Source organism: Aquimonas sp., from assembly GCF_044377145.1.
Taxonomy (GTDB): domain Bacteria; phylum Pseudomonadota; class Gammaproteobacteria; order Xanthomonadales; family Xanthomonadaceae; genus Aquimonas.
Genome location: NZ_JBILJQ010000009.1, coordinates 79,526 through 103,435 on the forward strand (window position 1 = coordinate 79,526; position 23,910 = coordinate 103,435).

Below are 23,910 nucleotides of genomic sequence, written 5' to 3' on the forward strand. Positions count from 1 at the left end.
CGGCCTTTTCGTTTGGATCCTCGCCGACGCGCGTCGGCTCCAGGATGTCAGTGATGCCCGAGCGGCTGCACCATCCGTTCGCGCAGCGCTTCGTCGGTCTCCGCTGCCGGCGGCTGCACCGCCTCAAGCGAGAAGCCAAAGGTCGCGGCGTCGTCAGCATCCAGGCCGTCGTAGGCGCGAAACTCGGCATCCAGTAGTGCCGCGCGCGCGGAATCCTCGCCGTCGAAGGGCACGCTGCGGCCGTCGCAGTCGAACACTTGCGCGACCCCGGATTCGAACACGCGCAGGCGCGCCCAGACCAAGGTCTTGCCGATCGTCGCTACCCACCACTGGGTGTCAATGCAGCTGCCAGTTTCGGTGTCACTCATATCTCGTTTCCTTCAAACCAGCCACAACACGGTCAGCGAACCGAGCCCACCGATGATCGCGCTCAGCAACAGAACCTGGGCGGGGGTGGCCAAGCCATTCAAGTTGCGATCTCCGTGCCTTCGAAACTCGCCCTTCAGCAGGTAGGCGAGGTAGCTGGGCGCAAACGCGTTGGCGCCGACCGTCTGCGAACGGTCCTGCAGATGACGGTAGGCGAGGGGGCCGAAGATCAGATAGCCGGCCACGCCTGACAGGCCGAGCCCGGTGGCGAGCAGCAACAGAAACATCGAGAGGATATCCATCGCCGAGTCTCTAGAAATCGGCGCTGCCAGGCGCGCGCGGGTAGGGGATGGCATCGCGGATGTTCGACAGCCCGCAGGTATACACCACGAGGCGTTCGAAGCCGAGGCCAAAGCCGGCGTGCGGCACCGTGCCGTAACGGCGGAAGTCGCGATACCACTGGTAGTGGTCGCGATCCAGCCCGAACTGGCCCATGCGCCGATCCAGCACGTCCAGACGCTCTTCGCGCTGGCTGCCGCCGATGATCTCGCCGATGCCCGGAGCCAGCACGTCCATCGCCGCGACGGTCTTGCCGTCGTCGTTCAGGCGCATGTAGAAGGCCTTGATGTGTTCGGGGTAGTTCATCACCACCACCGGGCGGCCGACATGTTCCTCGACCAGCCAGCGCTCGTGCTCGGTCTGCAGATCGAGACCCCACTCGACCGGGAAATCGAACTTGCGGCCGGCGCCCTGCAGCAGACGGATCGCCTCGCTGTAGTCGATGCGCTCGAAGGGCGCGTCGATGAAGCTCTGCAGGCGGGTGATCGCCGTCTTCTCAACGCGCTCGGCGATGAACGCCATGTCGTCGCCGCGCTCGTTGAGTACGGCCTTGAACAGATACTTCAGGAACGCTTCGGCGAGGTTGGCGTCATCATTCAGATCGGCGAATGCGATCTCCGGCTCGATCATCCAGAACTCGGCTAGATGCCGGGTGGTGTTCGAGTTCTCGGCACGGAAGGTCGGCCCGAAGGTGTAGACCTTGCTCAGTGCCAGACAGTAGGCCTCGACGTTGAGCTGGCCGGAGACCGTGAGGAAGGTCTCCTTGCCGAAGAAGTCGCGGCTGAAATCGATGGCGCCCTTGTCGGTGCGCGGGAGGTTGGCGAGGTCCAGCGTGGACACGCGGAACATCTGGCCGGCGCCCTCGGCGTCCGAGCTGGTGATGATCGGCGTGTTGATCCAGTAGAAGCCGTTCTCATGAAAGAAGCGATGCACCGCCTGCGCAAGACAATGGCGGATGCGGGTCACGGCGCCAAACAGGTTGGTTCGGGGCCGCAGGTGCGCCACCTCACGCAGAAACTCCAGCGAATGCGGCTTGGGCTGGATCGGATAGGTTTCGGGGTCTTCGACCCAGCCGACAACCTCGATCGAGCTGGCCTTGATCTCGTAGCTCTGACCCTGGCCCTGCGAGGGCATCAGTTCTCCGGTCGCGATCACCGAGCAGCCGGCGGTCAAATGGCGGACTTCGGCGTCGTAGTTGTCAAGTTCGATGCCTGCCACGACCTGGATGGCGTTGAAGCAGCTGCCGTCGCTGATATTGACGAAACTCAGGCCGGCCTTGGAATCGCGACGCGTACGTACCCAGCCGCGCACACTGACCGACTGGCCGACACTTTCACCGCCCGCCAGGGCGTCCACCACGCTGAGCACCGTCATAACGTCCTCGTTGATCTGTGTAGGTCAGGGTTTGCAATTGCTGCAAACAGCCCGCAATGATAGCGGATGACGGGCCACGGATCGGTCCAGTGCAGGGCCACTACTTCAGTTAAGGACACAAGCGCATGGGTATCCAACTTACCAACGCCGCTCTTGAGCGCGTTCGGGACTTCCTCAGCAAGGAACCGCAGGGTCTGGGCCTGCGCTTTGGTGTGAAACGCACTGGCTGTTCGGGCTGGGGCTACGTCATTGACGTGGCGCGCGAAATCGGCCACCAAGACTTGGTGATCGAGCAGGATGGAGTTCGGATCGTCGTCGACCCGATCAGCCTGCCGATGGTGGAAGGCACCGAGATCGACTTCGTGCGCCAAGGCCTGAACCACCAGTTTGCCTTCAACAACCCCAAGGCTGCGGCTGCCTGCGGCTGCGGCGAGAGCTTTACCACCGCCTGAGTCCTCAGCTTGTAAGGATGCCCCGGCTGCGCTATCGTAGCCGGCTTGATTTGGCCCTAGGCGAGATCAAGACCTTGCCTGACCGCCGCCGGCGGAAGGCTTTCGTCCGTGACAAACGTCCGGGCGTCATCCACAAGGAGCATCCATGCGTCACTACGAAATCGTGTTCATGGTCCACCCGGACCAGAGCGAGCAGGTTCCTGCGATGGTCGAGCGCTACAAGTCGTTGATCGAAAACGACGGCGGCGCCATCCATCGTTTCGAAGATTGGGGCCGTCGCCAGCTGGCCTACCCGATCGAGAATCTGGTCAAGGCTCACTACGTGCTGATGAACGTCGAAGCATCGCAGACGGTTCTGGACGAACTGGTTGCCGGCTTCCGCTTCAACGACGCCGTGCTGCGCCACATCGTCATCGGCCGTGACGGCCCGGTGACCGAGGCCTCGTTGATTCTGAAGAGCAAGGACGAGAAGCCCGAGCGTCGTCGTCGCGATGACGATTCCGACGGTGAGTCCGTGGGCGCCGAACGCGCCAGCGAAGAAGCCAACTGAGCCCGGAGCCCAAAATGTCCAAGTTCTTCCGCCGCCGCAAGTTCTGCAAATTCACCGCCGAAGGCGTGACCGAGATCGACTACATGGATCTCAACACCCTGCGCCAGTACATCACCGAAACCGGCAAGATCGTGCCCTCGCGGATCACCGGCACCAAGGCCAAGTACCAGCGCCAGTTGGCTTCCGCCATCAAGCGCGCGCGCTTTCTTGCCCTGCTGCCGTACTGCGACAACCATTGATCCGCGGGTTCGGGCCACGCGCCCGGACCGCGTCACCATGACATCGGACAGCCCCTCGGGGCTGCAGCGGCAAGCTCGCTGCTAACGATCAGGAGCTCCAAATGAAGTTGATTCTTCTGCAGAAAGTCACCAACCTCGGCGGCCTGGGCGACAAGGTCGACGTGAAGCCTGGCTATGGCCGTAACTTCCTCGTCCCGCAGGGCAAGGCTGTGCCCGCCACCGCCACCAACCTGGCAGAGTTCGAGGCGCGCCGCGCCGAGTACGAAGCCCGTGCGCGTGAGCTGTCGGCCGGTGCCGAATCGCGCCGTGATCGCTTGGAAGGCGCCACGGTCACCATCGCCGCCAACGCTTCGACCGAAGGCAAGCTGTATGGCTCGGTCGGCCCGCGCGACATCGCCGAGGCATTCACTGCCGCTGGCTTGCCGCTGGGTAAGAGCGAAGTGCTGATGGGCGAAGGTGCCATCCGCCGTACCGGCGAGTTCGAGGTTCTGGTGCATCTGCACGCTGACATCGAAGCCACGGTCAAAGTTGTGGTGGTTCCGGAAGCCTGATCGGCCTCGCCGTCTCAGGTTTCTCCCGACGGGCGCCGCGAGGCGCCCGTCGTCGTTTGAGACTTTTGCTGTGTTCGCGGCGCAGTCTCAGTTGCTGAGATATGCGCAGGTTATCCACAGCTTTGTGCGTAACGCCCCGCTGTCTGCGTTCCGTATGATCCCCACAGCGCGCCCGTGCCTCGGGGCCGACGCATTCTTTCCGACGAGATCGACCCCAGCCCATGGCCGCCGTGTTTCCCGGGCGCAAGCCCGACCGTTTTGCCGCCAACCATGACGAGCGTGTGGATGGCCTGCGGGTGCCACCGCATTCGATCGAGGCTGAGCAGGCGGTTCTCGGCGGGCTGATGCTCTCGGGTGAAGCTTGGGACAAAGTCGCCGACAAGTTGCAGGAAGGGGATTTCTATCGTCGCGATCATCAGCTGATTTTTCGTGCGATCGGTCAGCTGGCCGAGAAAAGCCAGCCCTGCGACGCCGTGACCTTGGGTGAGTGGTTCGACAGCCAGGGCGAATCCGAACTGATTGGCGGCGGCGCCTATATCGTCGAGCTCGCCAGCACTACGCCGAGCGCTGCCAACATCGCCGCCTACGCCGACATCGTCCGGGAGAAGTCGGTGCTGCGGCAGCTGATCGACATCGGCACCAATATCGCCAACGACGGCTATCAGCCTGCGGGCCGGCCGGCGCGCGAGTTGCTCGAAGTCGCCGAGCAGCAGGTGTTCCGGATCGCTGAGGCCGGCAGCCGCGGCCGGCAGGGCTTCCAAAGCATGCGAGCGGCGGTCAAGGATGCGTTCCGCTTACTGCAGGAGCGCTACCAGAACCAGGGCAAGGTGACTGGCCTGCCGAGCGGGTTCCTCGATTTCGACGAGCACACCGCCGGCCTGCAGCCCTCGGACCTGATCATTCTGGCGGCGCGCCCGGCCATGGGCAAAACCTCGTTCGCCCTCAACGTGGCCGAGTACGCAGCGCTCAAGACCAAGAAGCCGGCGGCGGTGTTCTCGATGGAAATGTCGGCCTCGCAGCTGGCGTTTCGTCTGATCTCCTCGCTTGGCCGGGTCAACCAGCAATCGCTGCGTACCGGACAGCTGGAGGACGAGGACTGGAGCCGCGTGACCCACGCGATCACGATGCTGTCCGACGCCAAGATCTTCATTGATGACACCCCGGCGCTGTCTCCGACCGAACTGCGCGCTCGTTGCCGTCGCCTTGCGCGCGAGCACGGTCTGGGCCTGATCGTCATCGACTACCTGCAGCTGATGCAGGTGCCCGGAAACAAAGAGAACCGCGCCACCGAAATTTCAGAAATCTCGCGCAGCCTGAAAGCTCTTGCAAAGGAGCTCAACGTGCCCGTGATCGCGCTATCGCAGCTGAACCGCTCGCTGGAAAGCCGCACCGACAAGCGCCCCGTCATGGCCGATCTGCGTGAGTCAGGCGCAATCGAGCAGGACGCCGACATGATCGTGTTCATCTATCGCGACGAGTACTACAACCCGGAGTCGGGCGAAAAAGGCGTGGCGGAGATCATTATCGGCAAGCATCGCCACGGCCCGACCGGCACGGTGAAACTGGCCTTCCACGGCAAGTACACGCGTTTCGACAATCTGGCGTCCAATGGCTACGCCGGGAGCTTTGAGTGAGCCGAGCGACATCGGCCACCATTCATCTTGATGCCCTGCGTCACAACCTCTCGCTGATCCGCCGGCGAGCCCCCGCCAGTCGGGTGATGGCGGTGGTAAAGGCGGATGGCTATGGGCACGGCCTGGAGCGCGTCGCGCAGGCCCTGCAGGGTGCCGATGCATTCGGTGTTGCGGCTTTGTCCGATGCGGAGCGACTACGCGCGGTCGGACTTTCGCAACGCGTCGTGCTGCTTTCCGGCCCCGACGAGTCGAGTGATCTGGGCCTGCTGCGTCGGCTGCACGTCGATGCGGTCATCCACCACCCCAGTCAGCTGGAACTGCTTGAACAGGACAGCGGCGGCGAGCCGATTCGCACCTGGCTGAAACTCGATACCGGTATGCACCGGCTCGGCTTTCCAGCGACGGACGCCCGCGAGGTTCACGCCCGGCTTCTCAAGCTGCCCGCAGTCCACCCGGACATCGTGCTGATGAGCCACTTCGCGCGCTCCGACGAGTTCGAGTGTGCGGTGACCGCGGAGCAGATCCGGCGGTTCGATGCTGCAGTTGCAGGGCTTGCAGGCGAGCATTCGCTGTCGAACTCGGCGGGTGTGCTGGGCTGGCCTGGGGCGCATCGCGACTGGATTCGCCCGGGCGGGGCCCTCTATGGCTTGTCGGCGGTGGAAGGCGCGACCGGTGAATCGATGGGTTTGGAGCCGGCGATGACCCTCTCGACCCGCCTGATTTCAGTCAAGCACATCGAGCCGGGCGATGCGGTGGGCTATGGCGGCGCTTTCGTAGCCGAGCGGCCGCTGCGTATCGGTATCGCAGCCATTGGATATGGCGATGGCTATCCCAGGCACGCGGGTTCGGGAACGCCTGTGAGCGTTGGCGGGCAGCTGACCCGCACCGTGGGCCGGGTCTCGATGGACCTGATGGCCGTCGACTTGAGCGACCTGCCCGATGCAGGCGTGGGCGCGCCGGTGGTGGCATGGGGGCGTGGCCTGCCGGTTGAGGTCGTTGCCCAATCGGCCGGCACTTTGGGCTACGAGTTGGCCTGTGGAATCACCCGGCGCGTCCGGTTTATCGAAGACTAGCCGGGACTTCGGCATCGCTCTGTGTGGCGCCGCAGTCAGCTCTGGATACGGTTCTTTGTGTTGTCAGCCAATCATTGCGCCTGATCAATTCTCGGCCCGGAACTCTCACTAGACTGCGGCGCTCACACCCTCGGGATGTATGCGCCATGGCCTACGAGATCTTTTCCAGCGAGCACCACAAGTGCATCGTTTTTCCGGATCTGGTGCGCGGAGATGACGGGGTTCAAGCCAACCAGTTTCTGGTGATCGACGGTGAACATTCCGCGCTGATCGATCCGGGCGGAGCCTTGCTCTACACGCCGCTGAACATGGCGGTGTCGCGTTTCGTCCAGACCCGCAACCTGACCTACATACTGGCTTCGCATCAGGATCCGGACATCATCGGTTCGGTCGACCGCTGGCTGATGTACAGCGACTGCACCATCGTCTGTTCCAAGCTGTGGGGCCGCTTCATCCCCCACAGCGTGCCGCACTACCAGAAGGGCGCTGGCGGCGACCGTTACATGCTTGTGCCTGATGAAGGCATGGACATCCCCATGGGCGCCAGCCACATCCGCGCCTTGCCGGCGCACTTTCTGCACTCAGTGGGCAACCTGAGCTTCTGGGATCCAGTCAGCCGGATCCTGTTTTCCGGCGACGTCGGCTCGTCAATGATCGCCGCCGGCATCGCCTATGCGCCGGTCACCGAATTCAGCCTGGTGGTCGGGCGGATGGAGGGCTTTCATCGGCGCTACATGGCTGGCAACCGGGTGTGCCGGCTGTGGGCGGGCATGGTGCGACGCCTGAACCCGAACATGATCGTGCCCCAGCACGGCCTGCCGATGCAGGGCGCGGCCATCGGCGATTTTCTGGCCTGGCTTGAGAATCTCGAATGCGGGATCGATTTGCTGACGCCGCTGAACTATCGGGTGGCTTGAAGGCGGGAGTTCGGGACCGGGCTTGAAGGCGGGCGATTCGCACGCTTGTCCACATCGAGAAAGACAAAGGGCCTGCTGTGCGCAGGCCCTTTGTCGACACGGATCGTTGCTGAAGAAGGCGGGACCAAAGGCTCTCAATCCCGCATCCCGCATCCCAGGCTCTGCTAGACGCCCTTGTGCTTCGCCAGCCGCAGCCACGTATCCACGACCGTGTCCGGGTTCAGTGATACCGACTCGATGCCCTGATCCAGCAGCCATTCCGCCAGGTCCGGATGATCGGACGGGCCCTGGCCACAAATGCCGATGTACTTGCCCTTCGCCCGCGCGGTCTGGATCGCCATCGACAGCAGCTTCTTGACCGCCGGGTCGCGCTCGTCAAACAGATGGGCGACGATGCCGGAGTCGCGGTCCAGGCCCAGGGTCAGCTGGGTCAGATCGTTGGAGCCGATCGAGAATCCGTCGAACATTTCGAGGAACTCCTCGGCCATCAGGGCGTTCGAGGGCAGCTCGCACATCATGATGATCTTCAAGCCGTTTTCGCCGCGCTTGAGCCCATTCTCGGCCAGCACCTCGATGACCTTGCGGCCCTCTTCCAGCGTGCGTACGAAGGGAATCATCACCCAGGCGTTGGTCAGGCCCATCTCGTCGCGGACCTTCTTCATGGCCTTGCACTCGAGCGCGAAGCAGTCGCGGAAACTCGGGTCGACATAGCGGCTGGCGCCGCGGAAACCGATCATCGGGTTCTCTTCGTGCGGCTCGTACTGGCTGCCGGCGATCAGGTTCGCGTACTCGTTGGATTTGAAGTCCGACAGCCGCACGATCACCGGATGCGGCGCGAACGCAGCGGTCAGCGTTGCGATGCCTTCGACCAGGCGCTCGACGTAGAAGCTCACCGGGTCTGAGTAGCCGGCCGACAGTTCATCGATCTTCGCCTTGATGTCGGCCGGCTGCTTCGAATACTCAAGCAGGGCCTTCGGGTGCACGCCGATCTGGCGCGCGATCACGAACTCGAGCCGTGCCAAGCCAATGCCCTGATGCGGCAGCTGGGCGAAATCGAATGCGCGCTCGGGGTTGCCGACATTCATCATGATCTTCAGCGGGGCAGGCGGCATGCGCTCCAGGTCTGTGACGATGCGCTCGAACGCCAGCTCGCCGTCGAAGATCAGGCCGGTGTCGCCCTCGGCACAGCTCACCGTGACCTTGGCGCCGTCGGGGATCTTGTCCAGTGCATCGCCGCAGCCGACCACGGCCGGCACCCCCAACTCGCGCGCGATGATCGCCGCGTGGCAGGTGCGGCCGCCGCGATTGGTAACGATGGCCGACGCGCGCTTCATCACCGGCTCCCAGTCGGGGTCGGTCATGTCGGCCACCAGCACATCGCCGGGCTCGACCCGGTTCATGTCCTTCAGCGAGCGGATGACCTTGGCCACACCGCTGCCGATCTTGTGGCCGATCGAGCGCCCCTGCGCCAGGATTTCGCTCTTGCCGGACAGATGAAAGCGCTCGATCTGAGTCGCGCGAGCACGTGATTTCACTGTCTCCGGGCGTGCCTGCACGATGTAGAGCTTGCCGGTGACGCCGTCCTTGGCCCACTCGATGTCCATCGGTCGGCCGTAGTGCTGCTCGATGGTCAGGGCCTGCCGCGAGAGCTCCTCGACATCGGCATCGGAGATCGAGAACTGGCGCTTCAGCGCATCCGGGGTGGGCTCGATACGCACGCGTTCGCCGGGCTGATCCGAGTACACCATGCGCTGCTGCTTCGCGCCGATCTGGCGTCGCAACACCGCGTGCTTGCCGGCGCGAAGGGTGGGCTTGTAGACGTAGAACTCATCAGGGTTGACCGCGCCCTGCACGACCATTTCGCCGAGACCGTAGCTGGAGGTGACGAAGACCACGTCGCGGAACCCGGATTCGGTGTCGAGCGTGAACAGCACGCCCGAGGCGCCGACATCCGAGCGCACCATCAGCTGCACGCCGGCCGACAGGAAAACGTCCTCGTGCTTGAAGCCATGATGGACGCGGTAGGCGATGGCGCGGTCATTGTAGAGGCTGGCAAACACCTCCTTCACCCGATGCACGACTGCATCGAGGCCCACCACATTCAGATAGGTTTCCTGCTGGCCAGCAAAACTCGCGTCCGGCAGGTCCTCAGCGGTGGCGGAGGAGCGCACGGCCACCGCAACTTCAGCCACGCCGGCCTCAGAACACATCCGCCCATAGCCCTCGCGAACTGCGGCATCGAGCGCCCGCGGTAACGGCGCCTCGATCACCCAGCCGCGGATTTCCTTGCCAGCGATCGCCAGCGAATCGACATCCTCAACATCCAGTGCCGCGAGCTTGGTCTGAATACGCTCGGCCAGATTGTTCTCGGCGATGAATTCCTGGAATGCTGACGCCGTGGTTGCAAAGCCTCCGGGCACCGACACGCCCAATCCGCTCAGATGGCCGATCATCTCGCCTAGCGAAGCATTCTTGCCGCCCACCTGGGCGAGATCGGACAGGCGAAGCTCATGCAGCCAGAGCACGTGCGCGTTCAAGGGGCGACTCCTGATTTGGAAGGGGGTTCAAAGGGGGAGGGCAGGGAAGAACTGTGCGCCTGATCGCATGCTGCAGTGCGACAGCGCAGGGCGCGTATGATGCTGTCCGCGTCCGACGGGCACAAGTCCAATTCCAGTCCAGTCGTGCATAAGTTTTTCAGATCAAGGGGATAGCGATGAGTGGGCCGCGGCCTGTGTTCTTCATTTCGGACGGCACCGGCATCACGGCTGAGACCATCGGCCATGCCCTGCTGACCCAGTTCGAGGGCGTGAACTTCGAGACCCAGCGAATCGCCTTCGTCGACACCTACGACAAGGCGCAGCTCGCGTCCGAGCGCATCCGCCAGCGCGGCGCGCATTGTGGGCTGCGCCCGATCGTAGTGAACACCGTCGTTGACGGCACGCTCACTGACATCATTGCCGAGAGCGGGGCGCTGATGCTCGATGTATTTCGTCCCTTCATCAGCCCGCTTGAGTCGGAGCTGGCCGAGCCGCGTCAGCCGCGGGTCAACAAGGCGCATGCGATGGTGGACTACAAGGCCTACGAGGCGCGCATCAATGCCACCAACTATGCGCTGACGCATGACGACGGCATGGACGTGCGCTACGACGATGCCGATCTGATTCTGGTCGGGGTGTCGCGCTCCGGCAAAACACCGACCTGCCTGTATCTGGCCCTGCACTTTGGCGTGCGTGCGGCCAACTATCCCCTGACCGAAGAGGATCTGGAAAACCGCGAACTGCCCAAGCGCCTGCGACCGTTCCGCAAGAAGCTGTTCGCGCTGACCATCGACCCGGAGCGGCTGCGCCAGGTTCGCGAGGCGCGGCGGCCCGGCAGTCGCTACGCGAATCTGGAGCAGTGCAAGTCCGAGGTGTCGATCGCCGAGGCCTTGTACCGTCAGGAAAATCTGCCCGTGCTCAGTACCACCCATACTTCGATCGAAGAGATCGCCAGCAAGGTGATGTCGACCTTGGGCATCGAGCGCCAGCTGTACTGACTTCGTCCACGCAGCGCTCTCCCGGCTGCATGTTAGGCTCGCGCGCATGTCCAGACTCTCCGTCCTTCCCGTATCCGCCTTGCCCAATCGCCTGGGCCTGCTGATGGATCGCTATGCCGACAACTACTGGCGGCTGATCAGTCTGTTCCCGGTGCTTGAACTTGTGGAAGGAAGCTACCGCTCCAGCGTGGGCGATGGTCTCGATCTGCAGCTCGATGTGATCGCCCGCCACAGCTACACGATTGAGCTTCGGCTTACCTATGCATTGGTGGACGCCGGCACTGGCCAGATGGATCCGTCGGCGATGCTGCGGCTCTATACCGATGCTCGATTGGCTGAAGTCACTCACTGCGAAGTCAGTCAGCGCTGGCAGGACCTGTTGGGCCTGCGAGGCATGGCACGGGCGATGATCGATCAGCGTATGCGGATGAACAGTTTTCTCGGGCGCTGGCTGGAGTACCTGGGGGAGCAGGGTCATGGCCGTTTCAGCCTGAGCGAAGCATCGAACGATCATTTGGATCTGCAGGTTCACGCATCAGGGTGAGCTCGCGAAACTCCCTCGATCAAAAGGCTTGACGGTTTCGTATTTCATCTCTAAAATTTTCGACTCTCCAGCACGTGGGGCCATAGCTCAGCTGGGAGAGCGCTACAATGGCATTGTAGAGGTCGCCGGTTCGATCCCGGCTGGCTCCACCACTTCCTAGTCCCCATCGTCTAGAGGCCTAGGACACCTCCCTTTCACGGAGGCGACCGGGGTTCGAATCCCCGTGGGGACGCCAAGCGTCAAACAAGAGGGCCTCGCGAAAGCGAGGCCTTTTTGTTTCGTCCACACGTGTTGAATGCTTGGCAGGCGTTCCGCCGCCGCGTCTGGCGCAGGTGGCACGTGCAATCGTGACGACGGGCGGAAGGATCCGAACGCGGTGATTGTGTTACTAAGCCGCTCCGTTGCAGGTAGCGCCGAGGCGAGCGAGTTCCAGTTGTCTGCGCCAGCGCAGGCTCAGCGTTTGACGACGTGCTCGCCGTTGATCCAGGTCGCCACCGCTTCAAGCTCCGGGCTCAGCTGCACCAAGTCTGCATACACGCCGACCTCGATGCGTCCGCGCTCGCGTGCTCCCAGAAAGTCGGCCGGGTAGGTGGAGGCCATGCGCAGCACCTCATCCAGCGGTAGGCCGCTCTGAGCGAGGCAGTTGCGGACCGCGAGCGACATGTCGAGACAAGCGCCGGCCAACACGCCCTGCTCGGTTTCCAAGCGTCCGTTCCGCACATGAACTTTGCGGCCATCGAGCACGAACTCATCGATGTCGCTGCCTACCGGCGACATCGCGTCGCTGACCAGGAAACAGCGTCCGGGCCTCATCTGCACGGCCAGCTGAAGACTGGCCGGGTGCAGGTGATGACCATCGACAATCAAGCCGCACCACACCGCGCGATTCAGCAGCGCTGCACCCAGCAATCCCGGTGCGCGCCCGGCCAGCGACGGCATTGCGTTGAACAGATGGGTCACACCGCTGAGGCCAGCCGCAAACGCTGCAAGGGCTTGCTCGAAGCTGGCCGCACTGTGGCCTGCGGAAAGACGAATTCCTGCATCGCACAGGCGTTGAATCTGTGCGGGGCGGATGTGCTCAGGCGCCACCGTTATCAGCAGGTGCTGCAGGCCATGCGCGCAGAGAGCTCCGATGTCGTTGTCGCTGGGCTCGCGAAAGTGCTCTGCGCGATGCACGCCGCGACGCTCCGCCGCAAGAAACGGGCCCTCCAGATGCAGTCCGAGCAGGCCCGGCGTGCCTATTGCCAGCGCATTCCGCGTGGCCTGAACGGCCTCGGCGGTGGCGCCGGGCGTGTCGCTGATGAGTGTGGCCAGAAACCCGGTGGTGCCGAAGTGTCGATGTGCGGCTGCGATGCGCGCCAAGGCCTGCGGGCTGCGGTCGTCGTTGAACAGCACCCCGCCGCCGCCATTGACCTGCAGATCGATAAACCCGGGCGCAAGGATCGCATCGCCCAGCTCGATCCTCTGCTGAGCGTGCGGCGCACCGGCGGCGCTGCCGACCCATTCGACACGGCCAGCGCTCACGCCGACCGCCCCTGCCTCCAGCCAGCCGTGACCGGTCAACACGCGGTCTGCGCAGATGAGCTGCTGCATCACACGGTTTCCGTCACCTTGTTGAGATGTGGCGGCTGGTCGGGGTCGCGCCCGCGGGCGAGCGCCAGCGCATTGGCGGCACGATAGAAGCTGCAGATCTGTAGCAAAGGTGCGCAGGCCGGGTGGGCCGACTCGATCACGGGCAACGCGCCCGGGCCGTCCGGATCTGCACACAGCACTTGCGCGCCGCGCGCGGAGAACTCGCGCGCAACCTCCAGAGTGCCGGAGCGACTGGGATCGTTCTGCGCGAACACCAATACCGGAAAACCCGGACCGACCAGGGTCATCGGCCCGTGCCGGACTTCGGCGGCACTGTAAGCCTCGCCGTGGAGGGCGCTGGTCTCTTTGAGTTTGAGTGCGGCCTCTTGAGCCACGGCGAGCCCGGGGCCACGGCCAAGTACGAACAGATTGCTCGCGCCCACGAGCGCTGTGCTGAGTGCTGACCAGTCAAGCTCGAACGCCTGCGCCAGCTGCTCTGGCAGGCGCTCGAGCGCGGATCGCAGGCTCGACGACTCCGTCCAGTGCGCACAGATTTGCAGCACGCTGGCGAGGGCGCAGATGAAGCTCTTGGTCGCTGCGACGCTGCGCTCGGGGCCCCCGTGCAGCGGCAGCAGCAGATCAGCCAGGCGCGCCAACGGCGACTGTTCATCGTTCACCAAGGCAACTACCTGTGCGCCGCCGCGGCGTGCCGCTTCCGCCTGCGCGAGGAGATCCGGGCTGCGCCCGGACTGGCTGATGGCCAAAAACACCGCCCCCTGTAGGCGAAGGTCGGTCGCATAGACCGAGCTCACGGAAGGCGAGGCCGACAGCGTGGGCGTGGAGGTCAGTGTTTCGATCATGTATTTGGCGAAAGTCGCGGCGTGATCCGAGCTGCCGCGGGCTGCCGTCACCAGCACCGTTGGAGGGCGCTTTCTGAGATTCGTTGACCATCGTGAGACATCTGATTCATTTCCTGCCAGAAGTCGCGCAACGGCGACTGACGCTTCCTTCGATTCCAGGAACATGAGCGAGGGGGTGGGCATGTTGGGCCTTTGTTGGGGGCTCAGGGATGAAATTACGCTACCACAAGCAAACCAAAAGGCGAGTATTTGGCAATAATCGGCAGAGTGGTATCTATGTGGACTCTTTGGTGGATCGCCTTCATCGTGGCTCGGCATTGCCGACGCGGCTTGATCCGATCGTTCCATCGGAGCATGGACCCTTGACTGGACTGTGCTGCAGGGCAACAAGTACATCGTAGTGTGACGTTTATCACTATAGAGGACAGCTTCGGTGCTATCGTTGTCATGCCGTTGCGGAGGGGCGCCACGGCACCTTCGCCGCCGCGTACCGGAATCCGGTTCGCGTGCACGCCAACGCTCACGGAGCCGCTGCCATTGAACGGCGAACGGCTCCGCACCCACCGGGGAGACACTCACATGCGCGCATTGCTGCAAGGCCTGGCTGCTGCCGGCCTCTCATTCCTGCTGCTCGGGCCACAGCCCGCCCAGGCCCAGACCGTCAGCTGCGAAGGCGTAGCGGCCTGGCAAGCCAGCACGATCTACCAGCCGGGCAATCGCCTGGTCTACTCGGGCCGGCTCTACGAAGCGGTGATTCCAATCTGGAACGCTCCGCCGACCCATTGTCCGAGCTGCGGGTGGTATCGCGATCTCGGCGCCTGTGGATCGGTAGGCGAGAACCAGCCGCCCACCGTCAATCTGAGTGCGCCGGGTGCCGGTGACAGCTTCGCCGCTGGCAGTGCCATCACGCTCGCAGCAAACGCCAGCGACAGCGACGGCAGCGTGGCGTCGGTCGAATTCTTCCGGGGCACGGTATCGCTGGGCGTGGATTCCAGCGCTCCGTACTCGGTGGTTTGGAGCAATGCGGCCGCCGGCAGCTACAGCCTGACTGCGGTGGCCCAAGACAACCGCGGCGCGCGCACCACGTCGGCGGCGGTCGCCGTTACTGTGACGCCGGGCACCGATACGGTGCCACCGTCGGTGCCGGCATCGCTTGCATCTCCCAGCCAGACCACCAGCAGTATTGCGCTGAGCTGGAGCGCTTCCACCGACAATGCCGGTGGTACGGGTGTGGTCGGCTACGAAGTCTGGCGCAACGGAGCACGCGTCGGTCAGCCGACCACGACCAGCTTCAACGACACCGGGCTGACCGCCGACACCGCTTACAGCTACCAGGTGCGCGCGCGCGACGGCGCCGGCAACCTCTCGGCCCTGAGTGCCGCGCTCAGCGCGCGCACGCTTCGAGCGGCACAGTGCACTGCGGTGCCAGCGGTGCCCAGTGGCTTGGCATCACCCTCCCAGACCAGCAACAGCATCAGCCTGAGCTGGAGTGCGGTGAGCCCGCCGTCGAACTGCAGCATCCAGTACCGCATCTACCGCGGCGGCACATTGCTGGACACGGTCGCCACGCCGAACTTCACTGCGACCGGCCTGAGCCCCGATACGGCGTACAGCTTCACCGTGGCGGCAGTGACTGCAGCCGGTAGTTCGGCGCAAAGCGGTGCGCTGAGCGTGCGCACGCGTCCGCAGGTCGTCGGTGGTCAGCGAGTCACCGCGTACTTCGTGCAGTGGGGCATCTACGCCCGCAACTATCTGGTGCGCAACATCGCCACCAGCGGCACCGCCGAGCGCATTACCCACATCAACTACGCCTTCGGCAATGTCCGTAACAACCGCTGCGAGGTTGGCGTCAACCAGCCTGCAGACGGCAACACCGGTGCGGGCGGTGACGCCTGGGCCGACTACGGTCGCAGCTTCAATGCAGCACAGAGTGTCGACGGTGTTGCCGATACCTGGGATCAGCCCCTGCGTGGCAGCTGGAACCAGCTGCGCAAGCTGAAGCAGCGCAACCCCGGGCTGAAGGTGCTGATCTCGCTCGGTGGCTGGACCTGGTCGCGCGGATTCTCGGACGCGGCACGTCCGGAGAACCGGGTCGCGTTCGTACGCTCCTGCATTGATGCCTACATCCGCGGCAACCTGCCGGTCGTGGACGGTGCGGGTGGCGTCGGTGCGGCGGCCGGGGTATTCGATGGCATCGACATCGACTGGGAGTACCCGGTCGCTTGCGGCCTCGCCTGCGGACGCCCTGAAGACCGCGAGAACTTCACCGGCTTGCTGGCGGAGTTCAGGCGGCAACTCGATGCCATCCGTCCCGGGCTGGAATTGACCGTCGCGGTGGGTGCAGGCGTCGACAAGATCCGGGTTACCGATCCGGGCCAGTATCACCAGTACCTCGACGCCATCCTGGTCATGACCTACGACTTCAACGGCGCTTGGGAGCCCAAGACCAACCACCACTCGGCTCTGTTCCGCCCGGCGGCTGAGCCCAACACCGGCGACCGGCTGCTCTACAACACCGACGACGCACTGAACGCCTTCCTGCAGCGCGGAGTGCCGGCCAACAAGCTGCACATCGGCATTGGATTCTACGGTCGTGGCTGGACCGGCGTACCGAATGTCAACAATGGCCTGTACCAGAACGGTCGCGCCGCGACCGGCACCTATGAGGCCGGCATCGAAGACTACAAAGTGCTGCAGAACCTCAATTGGCCGAGTTTCCGCGACAGCCAGGCCGGCGCGCACTGGATCTTCAACGGCAACACGTTCTGGAGCTTCGACGACCCGCAGACGGTGCGCGACAAGATGAGCTATGCGCGCCAGATGGGTCTGGGTGGCGCCTTCTTCTGGGAGCTCTCGGGCGACGACGCGCAAGGCAGCCTGTCGCGCGCAGTGCACGAAGGGCTGCGCAACTAGCGGTTGACTAAATCGATCCGGCGCATGTGGGCGAGCATTCTGAGCCCCTGGGTCTGCACCTTGTCGCGCTTCGAGCTCGCAGGCGTGCAGGCACCCTCCAGCCCGCAGCGCTGTATCGACGCTTGGCGATCCCCCTGCGGAAGGTGATTGCCCTCCGCAGGGGGATCTGCACCGATCCATCGCAGCTGCGCGCCGCGTTCTGCACCGCAGTTATCAGCGACGTATTCGATTGCTTTCCTCCGTGCGCGAGCACCGCTCGCGCCATCCATTCCACTCGGCCTGCGCGTGGCGCGCAGGTCAGGAGATTCCTCATGTCTGCAAACAAGCCCCTGATTCACCCGATGGCCTTGAGTCTGTTCGCGCTCACCGTCGGCCTTGCGGTCGCACCTGCTCAGGTCGCTGCGCACGGTTCGATGTCGGTGCCGGCCAGCCGCGTGTACTACTGCGCCCAAGGCAATATCGAGAATCCTGCCGATCCCGCCTGCCGTGCCCATGTGCAGCAGTTCGGCACCCAGGCCTTCTACAACTGGAACGGCGTCAATCAAGCCAATGCCGCGGGCAATCACCGCGCCGTCGTGCCCGACGGCAAGCTTTGCAGCGGCAACAACGGCATGTTCCAGGGCTTGGACGCCGTGCGCGACTGGAAGGCGCAGCCGATAGCGCCCGATGCGAGCGGCCGCTTCCAGTTCGAGTTCCGCGCGCCCGCCGCGCATTCGACGCGGGACTGGATTTTCTACATCACCCGCGCCGGCTGGGACGGCTCGCGCGCGCTGCGCTGGGACGATCTTGAGGAGTTCTGTCGGCTCGGCAACGTGCCGCTGTCGCCGGGCAATATCTACCGCATGAACTGTCCGCTGCCGCAGCGCGCGGGTCGCCACGTGATCTACAACGTCTGGCAGCGCTCCGACAGCACCGAGGCCTTCTACACCTGCGTCGACGTCGAGTTCACGGGTGGCGTCAACACCACCTGGGCCGAGCTCGGCGCGCTCAGTGCACAGAACGCACTGCCTGAAGGTTCGACGGTGAGCCTGCGCTTGTTCAATGCGCAGGGCGGCGATGTCGGGCGCGTCAGTCATCGCGTGGCGGCGGGGCAGGGCGCGGCCAGCGAGTGGCCGTATCACTTCGCGCTGACGGTAAACCAGACTTCCGGCGATGCGCGCATCGGGGTGCTTGAGGCCAGCGGCCAGATCGTGCCGCAGCGCAGCGCCACCGCCAATCGCGTGTTTGCGCGGCGCACGCTGAACTTGAACCACCAGATCGACATCCAGTTGCCCGATGTCGGCGTGCTGCCACCGGTGTCGCGCATCAGTGCCAGCACCACTGCAGTCGTTGGTGCGGGCGTGGACGAGCTCTCGGCCGCGCAGTCCAGTGATCCGGCCGGGCGGCCCTTGAGCTACAGCTGGAGCCTGCTGTCAGGCGCGGGCCAACTCAGCAGCGAGACGGGCGTCAGCACGCGACTGACGCTGGCAAATCCGAGCAGCGCGCAAACCCTGCAGCTGCGTTTGCGCGCATCCAACGGTACGGCCAGCGCCGATGCGACGGTGTCGATCCAGCACAGCCCCGCCACCGGCGGCGGCGACTACGATCACGTCTATCCGCAGGGACTGGGCACCTACCAGGCCGGCCAGACGGTCGTACTCGGCAGCGACGGCCAGCGCTATCGCTGTCGTCCGTTCCCCAATGGCGGCTGGTGCAACATCAGCGGCACCGCGTACGCGCCGGGCAGCGGCTGGGCCTGGCAGGACGCGTGGACGCGGCTGTAGCGATCGGCACCTGAGAGCCTGTCCAGATGCGAGATTCGGCGGGTGACTGAACAATGCCCGGAGTGTTGGACACTCCGGGCATTGTCGTATTCAGCCTTCGCGTCCGGGCCGCACCGGGGTGGTGGAGCCACGCGCCACCAGGCTGGGGCTGAAGCCGCAGTTGCGTGGTGGCGGTGCGCTCTCGTCGCGGTCCACTTCCTCGATCAGCATGCGGCCGGCGGTGCGGGCGATCTCCTGGGTGTCCTGACGTGCGGTCGTCAGCGCTGGCCAGGACTGCTTGGAGAACGGGCTGTCCTCGAAACCCGCGATCGACAGATCGAAGGGCACATTGACCCCGATCGAACGCGCCGCAGCGAGCACTCCGGCGGCGATCTCGTCGTTCGAACCGAAAATCGCCGTTGGCGGATTGGGCAGCGCCAGCAACCGACGCGCGGCGCGGAAGCCTTCGTCGAAGCTGTAGTCGCCCTGCACCACGAGTTCGGGGTCCATGGAGACACCGTAGTCGCGCAGGGCTTCTTCATAGCCCTTGTAGCGTTCAGGGCTGGAACGATGCTCGGGCCCGCCCCAGATGAAACCGATTCGCTGATGCCCCATCTGGATCAGGTGGGTGGTGATCTCCCGCGCCGCGCTGCGGTCGTCCACATACACGCACAGGTGCCCGTCCTGCGGATCGCTGCTGGCCGAGATCAGCCGCACCAGCGGCACCTTGGCCGCAGTCAAGGTCTGCACCAGCTCGTCGCGTTCGGACATCGGCGGTGCCAGCACCAGGCCTGCAAGGCGGTTCTGACGGACCAGCTGCACCAGCTCCTCGGCCAGCGTCGGCGAGTTGGAGTCGCAGGGATGGATCTGCAGGCCGTAGCCGAACTCGCGGCAGACTGACAGTAGGCCGTTCTGGACTGCGATCACGTAGTACGGGTTGGGGTTGTCGTACACGACGCCGAGTGCATACGAGCGCATGCCGCGCAAGCTGCGCGCGGAGAGATCCGGACGGTAGCGCAAGACCTCGATTGCCGCTTCCACGCGCTGCCGCGTGCTGGCCTGCACCGAGGCCTCGTGATTGATGACCCTGGAGACGGTCTTGACAGAGACGCCGGCCTTGGCCGCGACGTCCTTGATGGTGGGGATATGCAATCCGGTGGTTCCCGAGCTGTGGGGGCCGCACGCATTTCTGCGAAGCGGCCCGGGCGTGACGGGGATGCTAGCAGAGCCCGGCTTGCGGTCGCGGGCAAGTGGCCCCGTACAAAGGTGTCGATGCCCCGCCAGCCGCCTAAGGCGCGTGCTGGCGCTATCAGCCGGGGCGCGCAAGGTTCGACCGACGGCAAACCTCAGCCTGCGGGCTGCTGCAGCGGCTGCGGTCGAGCCGGAATCTCGTCCACGCCCACCCGGCAACCGAGCAAGGCGTAGTAGAGGATGTACAGGTAGCACGGCACCGTGATCGCCACGAACACCCACTGGAAGTCGTAGAGATCCTTCAGATAGGCATACGCGCTGGGGATCACCGCGCCGCCGGCGATGCCCATGATCAGCAGCGCCGAGCCGCGTTCGGTCAGTGCGCCGAGGCCGCGGATGGCCAGCGGGAAGATCGCCGGCCACATCAGCGCATTGGCCAGGCCGAGCAGGGCGACAAAGATCACCGAGGCGTATCCGGCCGTCAGCAATGCGCCGATGCTGAACACGATGCCGGTCACCGCTGAGACCGCCAGCGCGCGCTCCTGGCTGATCCAGCGCGGGATGGCGATGATGCCGGCGACATAGCCGACCAGCATCGCGGCCAGTGTCAGCGAGGTGAAGTACTTGGTCTCATCGGCGGGCAGGCCGTGTGCCCGGCCATAGGTGCCGATGGCATCACCGGCCAGTACCTCGACACCGACGTACAGGAACAGACAGAACGCACCCAGCCACAGGTGCGGATAGCCACCGAGCCCGCGCTGGCGCGCGCCTGACGAGGCATTGGCCAGCTCGGGCCGCAGATCCGGCAGCGGCGAATACAGAATGCCCACCGACAGCAGGGCAAGCAGGGCGGCCATGCTCATGTAGGGCCAGTAGATCTGCGCGGCGAAGCTGTTGAGCAGGGCCTCGCGGGTCGCTGCATCCGGACCTTGTGCCAGTTGAGCCTGGATCTCGCCGAGCCCGCGCAGGGCGACCGCGCCGATCACGATCGGCGCCAGCACGCCGGCCAGCTTGTTGCAGATACCCATGATGCTGATCCGGCTGGCCGCGCTTTCAAGTGGACCGATGATGCTGATGTACGGATTGACCGCAGTCTGCAGCAAGGCCAGGCCCGAGCCGATAGTGAACAGGCCGGCCAGCGCGGCCGGATAGTGGCGTGCGGTGGCGAAGTGGCCGAACACCACGCTGCCCACCGCCATCACCAGCAAGCCCAGCGCCATGCCGCGCTTCATGCCGGTGTGTTTGAGGATCGAACTCGCCGGCAGGGCCAGAAAGAAGTACGCGATGTAGAACGCGAAGGTCACCATGAAGGCCTTCCAGTCGGCATCCAGATCGAAGGCCAGCTTGACGAACTCGATCAGCGGCCCGTTCAGCCAGGTAACGAAGCCGAAAATGAAAAACAGCGTGCCGATGATCACCATGGCGCTGCCGTAGCTGGCGCCGGGTTGTGTTGTTTTCACGTGTGTCTCCTCCCCGTGAGTGTCGATGCGCCCCGTCGCCGCAGCAGCGGCGCCCCACGGAGCGAATTGGGGTCGATCATGCCTAACGATGTCAATCTTGTCGATGGCTGCGTCATAACGATTTTCGGCGCTTCTGAAGAAGGCATTCGGCTTGGGCGCGTTCTCCCATGATCTCTCGGTCTTGCTGCGGTCAGGGGCTGTGTCGACCAGCCTGTGCACATTAAAGACAGGATCTTGACAACGTAATCATGATACGGACAGACTCGCCCCACGCTCAGTCGAGAGCCGGGGGAACGGTATCGGCAGGGCGCGGGGAGGGGTTGCCCTGTGGGCATGTCGCTGTGGTTGATGGCGATCCATGTCGCGTGGCGTCCACGAGAGTCGGCGGGCGATCCGTCATCACATCCAAGGCGCAGGAGCGACCGCGGAGCGCGGCGTATCCGAACAAGCGCTACACCCACAAGTGGGAGCACAGCAATGACCAAGAGCAGAACGATCCTCGCGATGAGCATCGCCAGTGCGCTGGCCTTCGGCGGCCCGACGCAGGCACAGGAGACGCGCGAAGATGCCGCCGAACTCGATGCCATCGTCGTCACCGGTATCCGCGGCAGCCTGCAGCGCTCGCTGGACAGCAAGCGTGATTCCGATTCACTGGTCGAGGTGATCACCGCCGAAGACATCGGCAAGATGCCCGACAAGAATATCGCCGACACCCTGCAGCGGGTGCCCGGCATCAACATCAGCTCTGCCAGCGCAACCGAAGGCGGTTTCGACGAGAACGACCGCGTCAGCATGCGCGGTACCAGTCCGAGCCTGACCCAGACGCTGATCAACGGCCATTTCGTGTCTTCGGGCGACTGGTTCGTGCTCAACCAGACCGGCAGCGTCGGCCGCAGCGTCAGCTACTCGCTGCTGCCCTCCGAACTGGTCGGCGAGATCGTCGTCTACAAGACCGCGCAGGCCAGCCAGGTCGAAGGCGGCGTGGTCGGCTCGATCGATATCCGTACCCGCAAGCCGCTGGACTTCAGCAAGGATCTGAGCATCGAGGCATCGATCGGCGGCGTCTATGCGGACCTTCCGGACAAGTACGCGCCGCAGCTCTCGGCGTTGTTGAACTGGAAGAACGCGCAGAGCAACTTCGGCGTGATGGTGCAGGGCTTTTCGGAAGAGCGGCATCTGCGGCGTGACGGGCAGGAGATGCTCGGCTACGACACCATCGCACCCGGCAGCCGCATCGCCCAAAGCAATCCGGATCTGTCAGGCGTGGCGTATCCGGTGCTGATCGGCTCGGCCCTTTTTGAGCAGGAGCGCAAGCGCACCGGCGGGTTGGTCACCTTCGATCTTCGTCCCAATGACGACCTGTCGCTGAGCCTCACCGCGTTCACCTCGAAACTCGATGCCGACAACTACAACCGCAACCTGCTGCTGTGGAACAGCCGCATCCTCGCAGGAGGACAAGGGCAGGCACCGCGCGCGGGTTACGTGGTACGCAACGGCACCTTGGTACAGGCCGAATTCGATCCCATCGCCGGCAACGCGTACGCCGTCTACGACCAGATCTCGCGCCCGGGTTCGGGTTCTTCCAGCCGCTTCGTCAACCTCGACGCGGCTTTCCGCGCCAGCGATGCGCTGAGCTTCGAAGGCAAGGTCGGGCAGTCGCGTGGCCGCGGAAAGACGCCGACCCAGGATGTGGCCGAATGGGATATGGGCATCGGCAGCGGCGCCAGCTATCGCTTGAATGGCCTCAACGGCGCCGCCGACTGGTCACTGCGCAACTGGGACGTCAGCTCGCCCAGAAACACTCCGCTCGACTGGATCTTCGGCGCTCAGAACGTCAATGTTCGCGACGAATCGACCTGGGCCCAGATCGATGGTGACTTCGTGTTCGCCCATGACACCCTGCGCCAGCTGCAGTTCGGCCTGCGTTGGAACGAGTCCGAACGCAGCGCTTTCGGAGCGATCGGCCAGGGCCCGGCCTGTTCGAACGGTGACGCCTTCAACTGGAATCCGGCCACCTTCAATTGCCCTGATCCGGCGACCTCGCCGTTCAACCCGGCCAACTTCCCGCAGGGGTTCACGCTGTACCCGGGCGACTACGCCAATGGCATCGGCGGCAACTTCCCGCGCGCGATCTGGCAGTACTCGCCCGAGCAGCTGGCCGAGTTCAATCGCCGCTTCACAACGCGCAATCCGGTCAGCCGCGCCTTCTGGCAGGGCGACTACGGTCTGCAGGAAGACAGCACGGCCGCTTACGTGCAGCTCGACTTTGGCGGCGCGAGCTGGAGCGGCGATGTCGGCCTGCGCTATGTGCGCACTACGTCCGAGGCCTTGGTGAACGTTGCTGCCACCGCTGGCACCCCAGGCGCCGTGACCAGCTCGGCGTTCGGCCCCTACCTGCCAACCCTGTTCTCGAAGAGCTACAACGATTTGTTGCCAAGCGCCAACCTGCGTTTCGAGGTGAGTGATGACAGTGTGCTGCGGAACGCGTCAACCCCTTTGAGACAGCCTGTTCACCAGATAGCTGTCATTCGTTCTCCTGAGTGGCGGATTCGCTCATGCTTGCGATCTCGTTGCTTCCGAGTTCACTGGGCAGGGTCA

The 23,910-nt window shown here is 64.2% G+C and carries 20 protein-coding genes and 2 tRNA genes; 14 read left to right on the top strand and 8 right to left on the bottom strand.

Annotated features, from left to right (window positions below; genetic code table 11):
- Window positions 1-47: 47 nt before the first annotated feature.
- From ACIQ7H_RS04940 to asnS, 3 genes are read right to left on the bottom strand one after another with little or no spacing between them, the layout of a single operon-like run.
- Window positions 48-368 (bottom strand): hypothetical protein, encoded by a 321-nt coding sequence (locus tag ACIQ7H_RS04940; protein ID WP_395788988.1) that lies wholly within the window; start codon window positions 366-368, stop codon window positions 48-50.
- Window positions 369-380: 12 nt separating this feature from the next.
- Window positions 381-668 (bottom strand): hypothetical protein, encoded by a 288-nt coding sequence (locus ACIQ7H_RS04945; protein WP_395788990.1) that lies wholly within the window; start codon window positions 666-668, stop codon window positions 381-383.
- A gap of 10 nt (window positions 669-678) precedes the next feature.
- Window positions 679-2,079, bottom strand: coding sequence for an asparagine--tRNA ligase (gene asnS, locus ACIQ7H_RS04950; protein ID WP_395788992.1), 1,401 nt, complete (start codon window positions 2,077-2,079; stop codon window positions 679-681).
- Between the two features lie 125 nt (window positions 2,080-2,204).
- Between asnS and ACIQ7H_RS04955 the strand changes: the two genes are divergently transcribed.
- The 7 genes from ACIQ7H_RS04955 to ACIQ7H_RS04985 all read left to right on the top strand — a co-directional run bounded on the left by ACIQ7H_RS04955 (window position 2,205) and on the right by ACIQ7H_RS04985 (window position 7,495).
- Window positions 2,205-2,531 (top strand): HesB/IscA family protein, encoded by a 327-nt coding sequence (locus ACIQ7H_RS04955; RefSeq protein WP_395788994.1) that lies wholly within the window; start codon window positions 2,205-2,207, stop codon window positions 2,529-2,531.
- A 145-nt stretch (window positions 2,532-2,676) separates the two neighbouring features.
- Window positions 2,677-3,081 (top strand): 30S ribosomal protein S6, encoded by a 405-nt coding sequence (gene rpsF / locus ACIQ7H_RS04960; RefSeq protein ID WP_395788996.1) that lies wholly within the window; start codon window positions 2,677-2,679, stop codon window positions 3,079-3,081.
- A 14-nt stretch (window positions 3,082-3,095) separates the two neighbouring features.
- Window positions 3,096-3,320 (top strand): 30S ribosomal protein S18, encoded by a 225-nt coding sequence (gene rpsR, locus ACIQ7H_RS04965; protein ID WP_395788998.1) that lies wholly within the window; start codon window positions 3,096-3,098, stop codon window positions 3,318-3,320.
- Between the two features lie 101 nt (window positions 3,321-3,421).
- Window positions 3,422-3,871, top strand: a complete 450-nt coding sequence (rplI, locus tag ACIQ7H_RS04970; protein WP_395789000.1) for a 50S ribosomal protein L9 — start codon at window positions 3,422-3,424, stop codon at window positions 3,869-3,871.
- Between the two features lie 221 nt (window positions 3,872-4,092).
- Entirely contained in the window at window positions 4,093-5,505 is a 1,413-nt protein-coding gene (locus tag ACIQ7H_RS04975; RefSeq protein WP_395789002.1) for a replicative DNA helicase, read from the top strand.
- Window positions 5,502-6,578 carry an alanine racemase gene (gene alr, locus ACIQ7H_RS04980; RefSeq protein ID WP_395789004.1) on the top strand — a complete coding sequence of 359 codons (1,077 nt, stop codon included), beginning with the start codon at window positions 5,502-5,504 and terminating at the stop codon, window positions 6,576-6,578. The genes ACIQ7H_RS04975 and alr overlap by 4 nt, the downstream gene beginning before the upstream one ends.
- 23 nt (window positions 6,579-6,601) lie before the next feature.
- Entirely contained in the window at window positions 6,602-7,495 is an 894-nt protein-coding gene (locus ACIQ7H_RS04985; protein ID WP_395789006.1) for an MBL fold metallo-hydrolase, read from the top strand.
- A gap of 164 nt (window positions 7,496-7,659) precedes the next feature.
- Here ACIQ7H_RS04985 and ppsA read toward each other — a convergent pair whose 3' ends face one another.
- A complete protein-coding gene (ppsA, locus tag ACIQ7H_RS04990) occupies window positions 7,660-10,032 on the bottom strand; it encodes a phosphoenolpyruvate synthase (protein WP_395789008.1) in 2,373 nt (790 codons plus the stop codon).
- A 176-nt stretch (window positions 10,033-10,208) separates the two neighbouring features.
- On the opposite strand from ppsA, the gene ACIQ7H_RS04995 reads away from it, so the two are divergent.
- From ACIQ7H_RS04995 to ACIQ7H_RS05010, 4 genes are all read left to right on the top strand, one after another.
- On the top strand, window positions 10,209-11,030 hold the full coding sequence (locus tag ACIQ7H_RS04995) for a pyruvate, water dikinase regulatory protein (protein WP_395789010.1): 822 nt from the start codon (window positions 10,209-10,211) through the stop codon (window positions 11,028-11,030).
- A 46-nt stretch (window positions 11,031-11,076) separates the two neighbouring features.
- Window positions 11,077-11,574 (top strand): DUF1249 domain-containing protein, encoded by a 498-nt coding sequence (locus tag ACIQ7H_RS05000; protein WP_395789012.1) that lies wholly within the window; start codon window positions 11,077-11,079, stop codon window positions 11,572-11,574.
- Between the two features lie 76 nt (window positions 11,575-11,650).
- Window positions 11,651-11,726, top strand: a tRNA-Ala gene (locus tag ACIQ7H_RS05005).
- Between the two features lie 7 nt (window positions 11,727-11,733).
- Window positions 11,734-11,809 (top strand) — tRNA-Glu (locus ACIQ7H_RS05010).
- Window positions 11,810-12,027: 218 nt separating this feature from the next.
- Here ACIQ7H_RS05010 and nagA read toward each other — a convergent pair.
- On the bottom strand, window positions 12,028-13,167 hold the full coding sequence (gene nagA / locus ACIQ7H_RS05015) for an N-acetylglucosamine-6-phosphate deacetylase (protein WP_395789014.1): 1,140 nt from the start codon (window positions 13,165-13,167) through the stop codon (window positions 12,028-12,030).
- The gene (locus tag ACIQ7H_RS05020; protein WP_395789026.1) at window positions 13,167-14,189 is read right to left on the bottom strand and encodes an SIS domain-containing protein; all 1,023 of its coding nucleotides are present in this window, start codon (window positions 14,187-14,189) and stop codon (window positions 13,167-13,169) included. The genes nagA and ACIQ7H_RS05020 overlap by 1 nt, the downstream gene beginning before the upstream one ends.
- A gap of 396 nt (window positions 14,190-14,585) precedes the next feature.
- Between ACIQ7H_RS05020 and ACIQ7H_RS05025 the strand changes: the two genes are divergently transcribed.
- Both ACIQ7H_RS05025 and ACIQ7H_RS05030 read left to right on the top strand, forming a co-directional pair.
- Window positions 14,586-16,919, top strand: a complete 2,334-nt coding sequence (locus ACIQ7H_RS05025) for a glycosyl hydrolase family 18 protein (RefSeq protein WP_395789016.1) — start codon at window positions 14,586-14,588, stop codon at window positions 16,917-16,919.
- A gap of 311 nt (window positions 16,920-17,230) precedes the next feature.
- On the top strand, window positions 17,231-18,682 hold the full coding sequence (locus ACIQ7H_RS05030; protein ID WP_395789018.1) for a lytic polysaccharide monooxygenase: 1,452 nt from the start codon (window positions 17,231-17,233) through the stop codon (window positions 18,680-18,682).
- 90 nt (window positions 18,683-18,772) lie between these two features.
- Here ACIQ7H_RS05030 and ACIQ7H_RS05035 read toward each other — a convergent pair whose 3' ends face one another.
- Together ACIQ7H_RS05035 and ACIQ7H_RS05040 are read right to left on the bottom strand one after the other, a co-directional pair.
- Entirely contained in the window at window positions 18,773-19,813 is a 1,041-nt protein-coding gene (locus ACIQ7H_RS05035; protein ID WP_395789020.1) for a LacI family DNA-binding transcriptional regulator, read from the bottom strand.
- 194 nt (window positions 19,814-20,007) lie between these two features.
- A complete protein-coding gene (locus ACIQ7H_RS05040) occupies window positions 20,008-21,273 on the bottom strand; it encodes a sugar MFS transporter (RefSeq protein ID WP_395789028.1) in 1,266 nt (421 codons plus the stop codon).
- Between the two features lie 516 nt (window positions 21,274-21,789).
- On the opposite strand from ACIQ7H_RS05040, the gene ACIQ7H_RS05045 reads away from it, so the two are divergent.
- A partial coding sequence (locus tag ACIQ7H_RS05045; RefSeq protein ID WP_395789022.1) for a TonB-dependent receptor occupies window positions 21,790-23,910 on the top strand: 2,121 nt, incomplete at its 3' end.

Bases quoted from the DNA above. Each gene is read 5' to 3' on its own strand.
- ACIQ7H_RS04945 (WP_395788990.1), bottom strand. From the start codon at position 668: ATGGATATCCTCTCGATGTTTCTGTTGCTGCTCGCCACCGGGCTCGGC.
- ACIQ7H_RS04955 (WP_395788994.1), top strand. From the start codon at position 2,205: ATGGGTATCCAACTTACCAACGCCGCTCTTGAGCGCGTTCGGGACTTC.
- ACIQ7H_RS04995 (WP_395789010.1), top strand. From the start codon at position 10,209: ATGAGTGGGCCGCGGCCTGTGTTCTTCATTTCGGACGGCACCGGCATC.
- rpsR (WP_395788998.1), top strand. From the start codon at position 3,096: ATGTCCAAGTTCTTCCGCCGCCGCAAGTTCTGCAAATTCACCGCCGAA.
- ACIQ7H_RS05030 (WP_395789018.1), top strand. From the start codon at position 17,231: ATGTCTGCAAACAAGCCCCTGATTCACCCGATGGCCTTGAGTCTGTTC.
- ACIQ7H_RS05020 (WP_395789026.1), bottom strand. From the start codon at position 14,189: ATGCCCACCCCCTCGCTCATGTTCCTGGAATCGAAGGAAGCGTCAGTC.
- ACIQ7H_RS04940 (WP_395788988.1), bottom strand. From the start codon at position 368: ATGAGTGACACCGAAACTGGCAGCTGCATTGACACCCAGTGGTGGGTA.
- ACIQ7H_RS05000 (WP_395789012.1), top strand. From the start codon at position 11,077: ATGTCCAGACTCTCCGTCCTTCCCGTATCCGCCTTGCCCAATCGCCTG.
- ACIQ7H_RS05025 (WP_395789016.1), top strand. From the start codon at position 14,586: ATGCGCGCATTGCTGCAAGGCCTGGCTGCTGCCGGCCTCTCATTCCTG.
- asnS (WP_395788992.1), bottom strand. From the start codon at position 2,079: ATGACGGTGCTCAGCGTGGTGGACGCCCTGGCGGGCGGTGAAAGTGTC.
- nagA (WP_395789014.1), bottom strand. From the start codon at position 13,167: ATGCAGCAGCTCATCTGCGCAGACCGCGTGTTGACCGGTCACGGCTGG.
- rplI (WP_395789000.1), top strand. From the start codon at position 3,422: ATGAAGTTGATTCTTCTGCAGAAAGTCACCAACCTCGGCGGCCTGGGC.
- ACIQ7H_RS04975 (WP_395789002.1), top strand. From the start codon at position 4,093: ATGGCCGCCGTGTTTCCCGGGCGCAAGCCCGACCGTTTTGCCGCCAAC.
- rpsF (WP_395788996.1), top strand. From the start codon at position 2,677: ATGCGTCACTACGAAATCGTGTTCATGGTCCACCCGGACCAGAGCGAG.
- ACIQ7H_RS05040 (WP_395789028.1), bottom strand. From the start codon at position 21,273: ATGGTGATCATCGGCACGCTGTTTTTCATTTTCGGCTTCGTTACCTGG.